The following is a 13436-nucleotide window of genomic DNA, read 5'->3' on the forward strand; positions in this document are numbered from 1 at the left end:
TCTCTCCTTGGAAAGTATTCGAAGTGTTCGTCATCGGCCGGGCCTAGATGTCGTCGATCGAAGACGACTCAAACCGGGTGGAAATGTTGATGCCGAGTTCTTCCGCAGCGCGGAACACCTCGTCATCCGTGTCGCGCAGGCTGACGGCGGTACCGTCGCTCGACAGCACCTCGACGTTCAGGCACAGCGACTGCATTTCCTTGATCAGAACCTTGAAGCTCTCGGGGATACCCGGCTCCTGAATGTTCTCGCCCTTGACGATGGCCTCGTAGACCTTCACCCGGCCGAGGATGTCATCGCTCTTGATGGTCAGGAGTTCCTGCAGGGCATAAGCGGCTCCGTATGCTTCGAGCGCCCACACCTCCATCTCACCGAAACGCTGTCCGCCGAACTGCGCCTTACCACCCAGCGGCTGCTGCGTGATCATGGAGTAGGGGCCGGTGGAACGGGCGTGGATCTTGTCATCGACAAGGTGGTGCAGCTTCAGGATGTACATGTAGCCCACGGAAACCGGGTTGGGGAACGGTTCGCCGGAGCGGCCGTCGAACAACTGGGTCTTACCGGTGCGGTCGATCAGGCGGTCGCCGTCACGAGTCGGGGTCGTCGAGTCGAGAAGACCCTCGATCTCGACCTCGAGCGCGCCGTCGAATACCGGGGTCGCGACCTTGGTGTTCGGAGCTGCGCTGTGCGCGGCCTCGGGCAGACGGCCGGCCCACTTGGGCTTGCCTTCCACCTGCCAGCCCTGCTTGGCGATCCAGCCCAGGTGGGTTTCCAGAACCTGACCGAAGTTCATTCGGCCCGGGATGCCCAGCGGGTTGAGGATGATGTCGACCGGGGTTCCGTCGGCGAGGAACGGCATGTCCTCGATCGGCAGGATGCGGGAGATGACACCCTTGTTGCCGTGACGGCCGGCGAGCTTGTCACCCTCGGTGATCTTGCGCTTCTGCGCGATGAAGACCGCGACGCGCTGGTTGACGCCCGAGCCGAGCTCGTCGTCGCCGTCCTGCGAGTCGAAGACTTTGACACCGATGATGGTGCCGCGCTCACCGTGGGGAACCTTGAGGCTCGTGTCGCGAACTTCGCGGCTCTTCTCGTTGAAGATGGCACGCAGCAGGCGCTCCTCGGCGGACAGCTCGGTCTCGCCCTTGGGCGTGACCTTGCCGACGAGGATGTCGCCGGGGCGAACCTCGGCACCGATCCGGATGATGCCGCGTTCGTCGAGGTCGGCGAGCAGATCAGGCGACACGTTGGGCAGGTCGCGGGTGATCTCTTCCTTGCCCAGCTTGGTGTCGCGAGCGTCAACCTCGTATTCCTCGATGTGAATCGACGAGAGGGTGTCGTCCTTGACCAGGTTCTGGCTCAGGATGATCGCGTCCTCGAAGTTGTAGCCTTCCCATGGCATGAACGCGACGAGCAGGTTCTTGCCGAGAGCGAGTTCTCCGTTTTCGGTGGCGGGGCCATCGGCGATGACTTCGCCGACTTCGATCCGCTCGCCGGCCTGCACGATGACACGGTGGTTGTAGCTCGTGCCCTGGTTGGAGCGCGCGAACTTGCGCAGGTAGTACTCCTGCGTGCCGCCCTCGTCGAGCTGAATGGTGACGACGTCGGCCGAAACCTCCATCACCACGCCGGCCTTGTCGGCGGTGAGCACGTCACCGGCGTCGATGGCCGCAAAGACCTCCATGCCGGTACCGACGAGCGGGCTCTCGCTCATCAGGAGCGGGACGGCCTGACGCTGCATGTTGGCACCCATGAGGGCGCGGTTCGCATCGTCGTGCTCGAGGAACGGGATGAGCGAGGTGGCGACGGACACCATCTGGCGAGGCGAAACATCCATGTAGCCAATGTCTTCCGCGGGGAAAAGGTCGACCTCTCCACCCTTTTTGCGGGCGAGAACACGGGCGTCGGCGAAGTGCCAGTCCTTGGTGAGCGGGGCGTTCGCCTGGGCGACGATGAACTCGTCTTCTTCGCTGGCGGTGAGGTAGTCGATCTGGTCGTTCATGACCTTGCCATCGACGACGCGGCGGTACGGGGTCTCAATGAAACCGAAGGCGTTGATCCGCGCGAACGAGGCGAGCGAACCGATCAGGCCGATGTTCGGGCCTTCCGGGGTTTCGATGGGGCACATGCGGCCGTAGTGCGAGGGGTGAACGTCTCGCACCTCGACGCCGGCACGGTCACGGGACAGACCACCCGGACCCAGCGCGGACAGGCGACGCTTGTGCGTCAGTCCGGCGAGCGGGTTGTTCTGGTCCATGAACTGCGACAGCTGGCTGGTACCGAAGAACTCCTTGATCGCGGCGACGACGGGGCGCACGTTGATCAGGGTCTGCGGGGTGATCGCTTCGATGTCCTGCGTGGTCATGCGCTCGCGAACGACGCGCTCCATGCGGGACAGGCCGGTGCGCACCTGGTTCTGGATGAGCTCGCCGACGGCACGGATGCGACGGTTGCCGAAGTGGTCGATGTCGTCGATGTCGATGCGGATGTCGGTCTGCTTGCCGTCGCGGACGCCGGCGATCGTGGTCTGGTTGTCGTGCAGCGCAACCAGGTACTTGATCGTGGCCAGGATGTCCTTGAGTGTCAGCACGGAGTCGCTGAGCGGCGCTTCGAGTCCGAGCTTGCGGTTGATCTTGTAACGACCGACCTTGGCCAGGTCGTAGCGCTTGGAGTTGAAGAAGAAGTTGTCGAGGAGCGCACGCGCGGCCTCGGCGGCAACCTGCTCGCCCGGACGCAGCTTGCGGTAGATGTCCTTGAGGGCTTCTTCCTTGGTGAGGATGTTGTCCTTCTCCAGGGTGAGTTCGATCGACGCGAAGCCCTTGAACTCCTCGAGGATCTCTTCGCTCGTGAGGCCGAGGGCCTTGAGGAAGACGGTGACGGACTGCTTGCGCTTGCGGTCGATGCGAACGCCGACCTGGTCGCGCTTGTCAATCTCGAATTCGAGCCAGGCACCGCGGCTCGGGATGACGCGAGCGGAGTAGATGTCCTTGTCGGACGTCTTCTCCTGCTGGCGGTCGAAGTAGACGCCCGGGGAGCGGACCAGCTGTGAGACAACGACGCGCTCGGTGCCGTTGATCACGAAGGTGCCCTTGGGGGTCATCAGCGGGAAGTCACCCATGAACACGGTCTGGGTCTTGATCTCACCGGTGAGGTGGTTCATGAACTCAGCGTTCACATAGAGAGGTGCGGAGTAGGTCTTACCCTTTTCCTTGCACTCGTCAATGGTGTACTTCTCCGGCTCGAGTTCCGGGTTTGTGAACGACAGCTGCATCGTTTCGCCGAGGTCCTCGATGGGTGAGATCTCTTCGAAGATCTCGTCGAGCCCGGTGCGAGTCGGCAGGTCCTGTCGACCGGCCGCCTGGCCTTCTGCGACACGCTGTTTCCAGTTGTCGTTACCGACGAGCCAATCGAAGCTCTCGGTCTGCAAAGCAAGCAGATCCGGAACAGTCAGATTGTCGGTGATCTTCGCGAACGAAAGACGGCCAGCGGCGCGTCCGTTCTTGGGTGAGTTGGTGGTTGCGTTGCGCGCAGCAGCCAAGGAAATAACCTCCGTGGACCCCGTCAGGTCTAGTCACTGTTAGTAAGGAATACCGAGTACGAACTCCTCAGACCCTCGCGTTCTGAAATTCCGGTGTTCTGAAATCCTGGAACGAGGTATGCGTCAAGGTGGCTTGAGCACGCAAAGCCGACCGCAATATGAAGGCAGAGTTTAGTCTGGGAGCGCAAAGAACAACTATATGCCGGTTAGTTCACCATGTCCACTCAATTCTTGACGTGCCATAAATTCTCAGGTATAACCCGGTTTCGGGCCGCCCCGGTGCAGACTGCGGAGGGCGCAGACTTGAGGGATGAGCAGGCCTGTAGCGCAACATCCGTCGATCACCTTGAAATTGAGCGGCCACCACGCCGTCATCGAGCCCGACCGATTCACCCCGGGCAGCTTCAACCTGATCGTGGACGGCACGCCGCAGTCGAACGTGAACCTGGACGATCCGGGCGAGCTGTTCTTCGAATACGTGCAGCGGATCGGTCACGTGATCGACCTGATCGGCGAGGTGGGCGAGCCGATCACCGCCGTGCACCTCGGCGCCGGCGCGCTGACCCTCCCCCGATACGTGGAGGCGACCCGGCCGGGCTCCCGCCAGCAGGTCGTGGAGTTGGAGAGCGACCTGATCGATTTCGTTCGCGGCGAGCTGCCCTGGGACAAGCGGGCGCAGCTGCGCGTGCGGCACGGTGATGCCCGCGAGGTTCTGGCCAAGCTGCCGGCCGGGCTGCACGGCGCGGTGGACCTCGTCGTCGTCGACATCTTCTCCGGGGCCCGCACCCCGGCCCACGTGACCAGCCGCGAGTTCTACGACTTGGCCGCTCCCCTTCTGTCGCCGCGCGGGGTGCTCGTCGTGAACGTCGCCGACGGGCCCGGTCTGCCGTTCGCCCGCTCACAGGCCGCGACGCTGTCAGCCGTCTTCGGACACGTGCTCGCCCTCGCGGAGACCCAGGTGCTCAAGGGGCGCCGGTTCGGCAATATCGTCTTCGTCGCCGCGCACACCCCCATCGACACGAGCTGGGTGTCGCGGCTGCTGGCGGGCGGGCCGCATCCGTCGAAAGTGGTCGAGGGTGCTGAGCTCACGCACTTCATGGCGACCGCGATGGTGACGACGGATGTGACGGCCACCCCGTCCCCGCTGCCCGGCCGCACGGTGTTCCAACTCGGCAGCTGAGCCGCGGTTACGCCGGGGGTCACGGGTTGGGCGTCGCGCGCCGGGGGTCACGGGTTGGGCGTCGCGCGCCGGGTGATGTGTGGCCAACTCAGGAGATCCGGGGCCAAGGTGCTGCGGGCATCCGTGTTCATGCGGCTTTATGTGCTCACGCGCTGGGATCTCCTGAGTTAGCCACGTGTGCGGCTCGCGGCGGGGGGACGAGGGCGACGGATGCCGGTGGATCAGGCCGGATCGGGGACCAGCCCGGCCCGGCCCGGCTACGCTGGTTGGGACCACGTTTACTCCGCGGCATGTGCCGCCTTCGCCTCAGGACCACACCCTGCCCATCATCATTGGCTATGACGCCGTCACCCTGCGTGAGAAAGTCGACCTCTCTGCTGCTGAGCTGCGCCTCGAAGAACTCGGCGAGCTTCGCAGCCTGTCCGCCCTCAACGAGAAGGTCGTGCTATTGCGGCTGACCGGCCGGATCGACGAGGCCTGGGACATGGCGAACACTGCGCTGCGCCAGTCCCGGTTCACCGGGTCGCGGGAAGAACTCGCGTTCAGTCGCATCCGTCGCGCCCAGGTACAGCAGTACCGAGGCAAGCTCGACGAGGCGGTGACCGAGCTGACCCATTGTGTGCTCGAGTCCGAGACGCACGAGTGGGGCGCCGTCGCGGCGTTCGCCCGGGAAAGCCGCGGCAAGGTTCACTTCGAACAGGGCGACCTCGACGCCGCCCTGGCAGACTTCACGGCCTCGGTGACGCTGCGGGAGCAGGCCGGCGCCACACCCGCCCTCCTCGAGAGTGCGCTCGTCGCCGTTGCGGTGGTCGAGTCATTCATTGCCGAGCGGCGACAGTCCCGCTTACAGCAGTAGCGCGTCGGCACCGCGGGGCGCCGGCCGGCGATTGACCGGCCGGCTGCATCCGGACATCGATTTGCAGGAGCTACGCACGGAACGGGCCACTCACCACGAAGCAGAAATTCGGGGCATGCTGGACACAGCGCCGGCGAGCGTGCCGGTGCGAAGGAGGTGGAAGATGAGCGGGCGGATGCCACCACGCAGCGGCGCGGCCGGGGTGCTGGCCCTGGGCGCGCTCCTGCTGCTCAGCGCGTGCACGGCGACCGCGCCCGGGCCCGCGGCAGAAACCTCGACCCCCGCCCGGCCGGTTCCGTCCGACACCGTTGCACCCGGGCCGACCGGCACCGCCGGGCCATCGGTGCGGCCGGTCGACGCCCCGGTCGTGATCGCATCCGGGCTGGATGCCCCCTGGTCGGTCCTGCGACTGCCGAACGACGGCACCCTGATCAGCGAACGCGACACGACCCTCATGCGCGAACTCCTGCCCGACGGCAGCCTGCGCGACGCCGGCCGGGTCGCCGAGGCGAGCCCGGGCGGTGAAGGCGGGCTGCTCGGCCTCGCTGCACTGGCCGACCCGGTCGCACCGGGCGGAACCGGGTGGGTCTACGCCTACTTCACGTCCGCCGACGACAACAGGATCGTACGGATGCCGCTGCTCGGCACGGTCGGAAGCCACACCCTCGGCGCATCCGAACCGGTGCAGGGCGGCATCCCGAAGGCCGGTAACCACAACGGCGGTCGGCTCGGTTTCGGCCCGGACGGCCTGCTCTACGCCACGGTCGGCGACGCCGGGAACCCCGAGAACGCCCAGGACCTGGGTTCCCTCGGCGGCAAGATCCTGCGGATGACGCCGACCGGCGCCGTGCCGGACGACAACCCGTTCGGCACGCTCGTCTACTCCTACGGCCACCGCAACCCGCAGGGGATCGCCTGGGACTCCAGCGGCCGACTCTGGGCCAGCGAGTTCGGACAGAACACCTGGGACGAGCTCAACCTCATCACCCCGGGCGGCAACTATGGCTGGCCGATCGTCGAGGGCCGGGGACAGAGCGCAGACTCCGGCTACCTCGACCCGGAGCAGCAGTGGCCCACCAGTGAGGCCAGCCCGAGCGGGCTCGCCATCGTGAACGACACCATCTTCATGGCAACCCTGCGCGGCGAGCGGCTGTGGCGCATCGATCCCTCCACAGGCGAGGTCGATGACTGGTTCGGGAACAGCTTCGGGCGGCTGCGCGATGTAGTGTCTGGGCCCGATGGCACACTGTGGTTCGTGAGCAATAATACGGATGGCCGCGGCACCCCTTCCGCTGGCGACGACCGGCTTTACCAGGTGGCGGTCGCACCCTGATGGCCGACCTCGACCGGGTTCGGCACTGGGCGGAAGCGTTGATCACGCTGCACCTCGATCCCAGCTGGACCTTCGCCTTCGACAACGCGAAGAAGCGAGCGGGGCTTTGCAACTTCACCGTGCGGCGCATCACCGTGTCCCGCTACCTGGCGGCGCGCTACGAAGACGATGACGTGCACCAGATCCTGCTGCACGAGGTCGCGCACGCTCTGGCCGGACCGCGCGCCGGCCACGGGCCGAAGTGGAAGGTGATCGCGCGGAACCTCGGCTATGACGGCAAGAGCACGCACGACGGGGACATCGCCGACGAGCTCGCGCCGTGGGTCGGCACCTGCCCGGCCGGCCACGCGCACTACCGTTACCGACAACCCACCCGGGCGTTCGCCTGCGGGTTGTGCGTGCGCGGATTCGACAAGCGGTTCCTGATCCGGTGGACACGGCGCGAGATCACGGCCGCCGCCCGGCGACAGGCTGCGGGGGCGGCGAAGCCCTAGCGCTGCCCTGTGGTCTCGACAGGCTCGACCACCGATTACCCGGGCCGTCCGTCCGGCCAGGAGCGGTCTACTCGGAGACCTGGACCTCTTTCCAGAAGGCGACGTAGTTGCTGTAGTCCTGGCCGACCCGGTCGAAGGAGGCCGAGGGCGGAGTCGGGTAACTGAAGGCGCGATCCTGCAGCAGAGTCTCACCGTCCTTGACGCTGAAGTACTGGCACGCGCCCTTCCAGGAGCAGGTGTACTGCGTGGGGCTCTCGACGAGGAACTCGGAGTTCACGCTCGCCGGTGGGAAGTACCAGTTGCCCTCGATCTTGAGAAGATCTGCCTGCGGTGCTTCGGCGATGACGGTGCCGTTGAGTACTGCCTTCATGGGAGTTGCTCCTTCAGTGAGATTCAAACGGTGAGGGTGAAACGAGGGGTTCGGCTCAGAGACCGCTTTAGGAACAACCTCAGCCCGGAAAGGCGAATTCCCGCAATCGGGAGATTCCCGGGGAGCGCGCCGGGGCATCCGTCGCCTGCACCTCGGCCGACCGCCCCTCGGCGACGAGCGCCTGGGCGGTTTCGGACGCGGTGACCAGGTGCCGCACGGCCCGCGCGAGACCCGCGAATCCCGCGGCGGCCGCGGCCGCCTCCGGCGAGCAGTGGTCGATGCCGCGGGCGGCGAGGGCGTCGATCACGGCGCCGGCGGCGAGGAAGTCCTCCACCGCGAACCGGGGGGTGCCGCCCTGGCGTTGCTCGCCCACGGCGATCACGGCCACGGAGAACCGGTCTCCCTTCTCCGCCTGGCGGGCGAGCACCCAATCAGCCACGCTCTCGCGATTGGCGAGGTTCGCGGCGATGACCTGGTGCTCGTGCAGGGCAGTCGGGAGAACGATCTCGGAGCCGGGCGACGGCAAGGCGTCGGCCAGGATGACCACGTCGGCCTCGGCGGCCAGAGCCTGGAACCCGGCCAGGCCGACATCGAAACGGACCTGGTACTTCTGTTGGGGCGCGTCTTTGTTCACTCCCCAAGGGTAGCGGCGGCGCTACCGGTCGTCGAAGCGGGCGAGCGCGTCGGCATCCGTGGCATGGGTCATCGCGCTGCGCGCGGTGTCCAGTGCGGACACCGGGTCGGCCTCCGAAGCCGCCAGGCTCAGCTTGCGTTCGGCCTCCGCGAGGCGGGTGCGCGCCACAGCGCCCACGCGGCCGGAATGCGCGGTGATGAAGTCGCGGGTCACGGTGATCTGGCTGCGCGCGGCCAACAGAGCGCCGGTCAGCGCGCCGCGGGCGTTGTCGAGCCGCAACTGGCGGTTGCGGGCCTCGGAACGGATCAGGTCGAGACCGTCCATTGCCGTGCGCAGTCGGGACTGGTCAGCGGCAGGGTCGCTCAAGCGCGACGGCTGCCGCAGCTCGCCGACCACCCGGTCGGCCTCCGCAATAACGCGGTTCAGTTCGCCGCGGGCCGTGGTCTCCTCGTGGGTGTCGCGCAGCGCGCGCACCTCGGCCAGCTCGGCGTCCGCCGCGTCGAGCGCTCGAGCCAGGGAGGCGAATCCGACGTGCAACTGGTCTTCGCCCTGTTCGATCGCGTCGAGCAAGGTGCCGGCGCGGTGCAGGGCCTGCTCGGCCGCGAGCAACTGGTCACCCACGGGGTCGGTGGCTTCGCGGGAGAGACGGGCGGCCGCGGCATCCGCTGCCCGGCGGGCGTCATCGACGGCCTCTTCGGCGCGGGCGACGTTGCCGCTGATCGGGGCCAGGGCGTGCGCGGCATACGTGCGGCTGAGCCGGGAGAGGCTGGCGGTGCCGGCCGCGACGCGGTCGGCGACCCGGTCGAGGCGACGACGCAACTTCTCAAGCAGCAGCGGGGCATCCCGTTCGACGCCGCGCCGGGAGTCGAAAGTGCGGGTCTGCGCGCCGAGGCGCTTGACGGCCTCGTCGGCGAGCACGATGATCTCCTCGGTCCAGCGGCGACGCTCACCCTCGGAGTCGGGCACGCTGTCGTCGAGCTTCTGCTGCAGCAGGAACGCGTCACGCACCTGCCGCCGGGAGGCGTCGAGCGCGCCGGCGAAGTCGCTGGTGGCGTTCTCCCCGAACTGGGCGACCGCGAAACCGAGCTCGTCGGTGGCGACCTCGATCAGGTCATCCGCACGCACGAGGGCGATTGCGGCGGCTCGGGTGCGCTCCGCGGCCAGAGCGAGGTCGACGCGCGCGCGCGCCCGGACCCGGCGCCGCATGATCATCACGATCACCACGACGACCGCTGCCGCCCCACCGAAAACGACGGCCGAGGGCACCCACCAGAACTCGCCAGTCATGCCTTCAGTGTACCGAAAGGATGCGCCTCACCCCGGCGCCGCACCCGGTGGCACGTCCTCGAAAATCGCCGATCCCACCCACAATCGCCGCGGAAACGGGTCGCCTCGGCAGCATCTACGAAGAACGGCTGGTACCAGCGCTACTCCCGGCGCATCTGCCGCCGGATCACCTCGAAGTCGTGCCGGGAGATCTCGAGCAGCCCCCGGCGCAGCTGGTAGCCCCAGTCGGGGTTGCTGCGGGTGAACTCGAGCACTGATAGGAGCGGGCGAATGGAGGCGGCCACGACATCCGTTTCGTAATCGATGTGACGTCGCCACGGGCGGTACGAGCTCGGGGCGGCGGACTCGCCTTGATGCACGATTCCGGGGGCGATGCGACCGATCGCGGTGAACTCGCGCAGCGTGTCGCCGTCGATGTTCGTCTTCGGGGAATAGTAGACCACCCCGTCGGACTCGCCCATCTGCTCGAGCGCCACCCGGGCCCCGTGGCTGGCCTGCACAAGCCCCACCGCGACGGCGCGCAGCACGTGTTCGCGTGAGGCAACGCCCAGCCAGTATCGAATTGCCACCCTCTTAGTTGTACTGCATGCCCCAGCACCACAGACTGGGATCATGCGTGTTCTTCTGAAAGAGATCCTCGACTGCTCCCCCGATGCCGCCTGGCGCGCCCTGCGGAGTCCTGCCGTGTTCCGCGAGGTAAGTTCGCCCGTGGTGAGCGTCGAATCGCTTGAGATGGATGGGTTCCCCACCATCTGGGAGCCGGGTGAGCATCCGGTCAGCTTGACTGCGCTCGGCCTGGTGCCGATGGGCGACCAAGTGATTCGCCTGACCATGGCGACCACCCGGAAGGATGGCGTGCGCATCCTGCGTGACACCGGCCGCGGGGTATCGGGGCCGCTCGCCTCGGTCACCCTCTGGGACCACCGGATGGCCGTGTCTCCCGACCCGGCCGGCACCGGCAAGACGCTTTTTCGAGACCAGCTGATCTTCCGCACCGGCGCGCTCACCCTGGCCAGCTGGCCCGTTTTCTGGGCGCTCTGGCAGTGGCGGCTGCACCAGCTCAAGCGCCTCGCGCCGAACTGGAGCCTCGACCTCGGCGTCGATGAGTCCGGCGCGAGCTCGTGAGCACCACCCTCGGCGCCCTGCAGGTGGCCGACTGGCGTCGGCGCGTGTTCGGGCTGTACGGCAGCGTGCGCCAGCTCAGCGCGCACGACCCGGCCGCCGGCCACGAACTGTGGCGGAGCGGCAGGGACGACCTCTTCGGCGGGCATTCGGCGTCGCCGTTGATGCCCGACGACCGGGCCGGCTTCACCGGGCTGCCGGTCGCCGCCTACGACCCCGACTGGCGGTTCGAGGCCGAGGTGCACCGCGCGGAACATCCGATGCGCATCTCGGTTGACACCGGCACCGACGGGAAGGTGCAGTTCGACCTCGTCGGCACCGTGCGTTTGCCCTACCTGGGACCAATCGACCTGTGGCGGCTCTCCAACTACGGCGGCGGGCTCTTTCTGCCTGTGCGCGACGGTCTGGCCGGCAAGCCCGGCGGAACCTACGGCGGCGGTCGCTACCTGCTCGACACGATCAAGGGCGCCGACCTGGGCGCCGGGGCCGACGACGACAGCATCATCCTCGACTTCAACTTCGCCTACAACCCGTCCTGCGCGTACGACCCGATGTGGGCCTGTCCGCTGCCCCAGGCCGGCAATACCGTGGCCGCGGAGGTGCCCGTCGGCGAGCTGACCCCCGGTGCGGAGCGCCATCCCACGGCTCCCGTCGGGCGGGCGTTCGACCCTAGGGCTTGACAGCATCCGCTACGATGGAAGCTTGCGGGTGCGTAGTTGCGCCCGCTGCGTCGTAGAACGCCTCTTCTTATTGCGGCAGCCCACCAGGGCCGGCCCGATTTTTCGAATTAAACCTTCTTACGGCGAACGGATGTGCCCATCGGCACCTTCGCCATGTGAAACCTCTGAGGCTCCGAGTTGCCGCCCGTGCGGAACGGATGCCCGAGGAATCTGATGCCCGAAAGGCACCATTTTGTCTGAAACTTCCTTTAGTGCGCTTGGCGTGCCGGCCCCTCTCGTTGCCATCCTGACCGAGCAGGGCATCGACAGCCCGTTCCCGATCCAGGTGGACACGCTGCCCGACACCCTCAACGGCCGCGACGTGCTCGGCCGCGGCAAGACCGGCTCCGGCAAGACCCTCGCGTTCGCACTGCCCATGGTGTCGCGCCTCGGCGGCAAGCTCGCCGGCGGCCGACGTCGTCCGGGCCGCCCGCTCGGCCTCATCCTCGCCCCGACCCGCGAGCTGGCCACGCAGATCACCAACGCGCTCACGCCGCTGGCCGAGGCGTACGGCCTCAACACAACCACGATCTTCGGTGGCGTCTCGCAGGGCCGCCAAGTCTCCGCACTCAAGGCCGGCGTCGACATCGTCGTGGCCTGCCCGGGTCGCCTCGAGGACCTCATGAAGCAGGGCTTCATCAGCCTGGACGCCGTCGAGATCACCGTACTCGACGAGGCCGACCACATGGCGGACCTGGGCTTCCTGCCCGTCGTCACTCGCATCATGGACAAGACGCCCAGCAGCGGCCAGCGCCTGCTGTTCTCGGCCACGCTCGACAACGGGGTGGACAAGATCGTGCGCCGTTTCCTGCACAACGAGGTCATGCACTCGGTCGACGAGGCCAACAGCCACGTCTCCGCGATGACGCACCACGTCTTCGAGATCGACGGCGTCGAATCGAAGAAGGCGCTCGTCGAGAAGCTCGCGAGCGGTTCCGGCCGCCGCATCCTCTTCATGCGCACCAAGCACCAGGCCAAGAAGCTCGCCAAGTCGCTCACCGACGCCGGGATCCCCTCCGTCGACCTGCACGGCAACCTTTCACAGGTGGCCCGTGACCGCAACCTCGCCGCGTTCAGCGCCGGCGACGTGAAGGTTCTCGTCGCCACGGATGTCGCCGCCCGCGGCGTGCACGTCGACGACATCGAACTCGTCATCCACGTCGACCCGCCGGCCGAGCACAAGGCGTACCTGCACCGCTCGGGCCGGACCGCCCGCGCCGGCAGCGCCGGCGACGTCGTGACTCTGGTTCTCCCCGAACAGCGCCGCGACACCGACGCGCTGCTGCGCAAGGCAGCCATCAAGGTGACCCCGCAGCGCGTGACCGCGTCCTCCCCCGCCGTGGACGCCCTCGTCGGCGACGTCGCAGCGTACGTCAAACCTCTCCCCCGCGTGGAGCAGCCGCACGGCCAGTCCCAGGGCGGCCGCTCGCAGGGCGCCAACGCCCAGCGCAAGCGCGTCAACCGCGATGAGCGCGACTCCGGCGCCCGCGACTCCGGCGCCCGCGCCGGTGGAGCACGTGGCAACCGCGGACACCGCGGCAGCGACGCAGTGGCACCCACCGGCGGAGCGCGCCAGGAGCGCTCGGGCCGCCCCGCGGCATCCGGTCGCAGCCAGGGATCGGGCAACGCCCAGAGCCGTCCGGCCCAGGGTGGTCGCTCCGGCGGCCTCCAGGTCGGAGGCCTCGTGCGCGGCGCCGGCGCCACCGGCGGCGCTCGTCGCTCGGCCCCGCGCCGCGCGCAGGGCTAGTCGCTCGGCAGCATCTGCACGTTAGTTCCACTGTGAACGGGCCGGCCTCTCCCGAGGCTGGCCCGTTCTGCGTTGTGGCCAACTCAGGAGAAACATGCCCGTGACGGATGCTCGGCCCCGGAATCACGTGGCGCCGCACCATGGCGCCACCGGATC

At 67.5% G+C, this 13436-nt stretch carries 12 protein-coding genes; 7 read left to right on the forward strand and 5 right to left on the reverse strand.

Translation table 11 applies throughout. The annotated features are described in order from the left end of the window. Positions 1-43: 43 nt before the first annotated feature. A complete protein-coding gene (gene rpoB, locus CXY79_RS10080) occupies positions 44-3538 on the reverse strand; it encodes a DNA-directed RNA polymerase subunit beta (protein WP_104100993.1) in 3495 nt (1164 codons plus the stop codon). A 310-nt stretch (positions 3539-3848) separates the two neighbouring features. Here rpoB and CXY79_RS10085 point away from each other — a divergent pair, with 310 nt between their 5' ends. The 4 genes from CXY79_RS10085 to CXY79_RS10100 all read left to right on the forward strand — a co-directional run bounded on the left by CXY79_RS10085 (position 3849) and on the right by CXY79_RS10100 (position 7401). Beyond that, positions 3849-4718 carry a spermidine synthase gene (locus tag CXY79_RS10085; protein ID WP_104100994.1) on the forward strand — a complete coding sequence of 290 codons (870 nt, stop codon included), beginning with the start codon at positions 3849-3851 and terminating at the stop codon, positions 4716-4718. Positions 4719-5010: 292 nt separating this feature from the next. Beyond that, positions 5011-5574 carry a hypothetical protein gene (locus tag CXY79_RS10090; protein ID WP_233191403.1) on the forward strand — a complete coding sequence of 188 codons (564 nt, stop codon included), beginning with the start codon at positions 5011-5013 and terminating at the stop codon, positions 5572-5574. A gap of 175 nt (positions 5575-5749) precedes the next feature. Next, positions 5750-6907: a sorbosone dehydrogenase family protein gene (locus CXY79_RS10095; RefSeq protein ID WP_104100995.1), complete on the forward strand. Its 1158-nt coding sequence runs from the start codon at positions 5750-5752 to the stop codon at positions 6905-6907. Then, a complete protein-coding gene (locus CXY79_RS10100; RefSeq protein ID WP_104100996.1) occupies positions 6907-7401 on the forward strand; it encodes a SprT-like domain-containing protein in 495 nt (164 codons plus the stop codon). The genes CXY79_RS10095 and CXY79_RS10100 overlap by 1 nt, the downstream gene beginning before the upstream one ends. A gap of 67 nt (positions 7402-7468) precedes the next feature. On the opposite strand, the gene CXY79_RS10105 is transcribed toward CXY79_RS10100, so the two are convergent. From CXY79_RS10105 to CXY79_RS10120, 4 genes are all read right to left on the reverse strand, one after another. Continuing rightward, complete coding sequence (locus CXY79_RS10105) at positions 7469-7771, reverse strand: DUF427 domain-containing protein (RefSeq protein ID WP_104100997.1); 303 nt, start codon at positions 7769-7771, stop codon at positions 7469-7471. A 79-nt stretch (positions 7772-7850) separates the two neighbouring features. Next, on the reverse strand, positions 7851-8405 hold the full coding sequence (locus CXY79_RS10110) for a 2-phosphosulfolactate phosphatase (RefSeq protein WP_104100998.1): 555 nt from the start codon (positions 8403-8405) through the stop codon (positions 7851-7853). A 21-nt stretch (positions 8406-8426) separates the two neighbouring features. Continuing rightward, entirely contained in the window at positions 8427-9692 is a 1266-nt protein-coding gene (locus CXY79_RS10115) for a hypothetical protein (protein ID WP_104100999.1), read from the reverse strand. 140 nt (positions 9693-9832) lie between these two features. After that, the gene (locus CXY79_RS10120) at positions 9833-10261 is read right to left on the reverse strand and encodes an EVE domain-containing protein (protein WP_233191404.1); all 429 of its coding nucleotides are present in this window, start codon (positions 10259-10261) and stop codon (positions 9833-9835) included. Positions 10262-10304: 43 nt separating this feature from the next. Between CXY79_RS10120 and CXY79_RS10125 the strand changes: the two genes are divergently transcribed. From CXY79_RS10125 to CXY79_RS10135, 3 genes are all read left to right on the forward strand, one after another. Further along, entirely contained in the window at positions 10305-10817 is a 513-nt protein-coding gene (locus CXY79_RS10125; protein WP_104101001.1) for a hypothetical protein, read from the forward strand. After that, positions 10814-11494 carry a DUF1684 domain-containing protein gene (locus tag CXY79_RS10130; RefSeq protein WP_199186754.1) on the forward strand — a complete coding sequence of 227 codons (681 nt, stop codon included), beginning with the start codon at positions 10814-10816 and terminating at the stop codon, positions 11492-11494. The genes CXY79_RS10125 and CXY79_RS10130 overlap by 4 nt, the downstream gene beginning before the upstream one ends. Before the next feature lie 232 nt (positions 11495-11726). Next, complete coding sequence (locus tag CXY79_RS10135) at positions 11727-13280, forward strand: DEAD/DEAH box helicase (RefSeq protein WP_104101002.1); 1554 nt, start codon at positions 11727-11729, stop codon at positions 13278-13280. Positions 13281-13436 lie beyond the last annotated feature (156 nt).

Source organism: Cryobacterium sp. M96, assembly GCF_002929845.1.
Classification (GTDB): Bacteria; Actinomycetota; Actinomycetes; order Actinomycetales; family Microbacteriaceae; genus Cryobacterium; species Cryobacterium sandaracinum.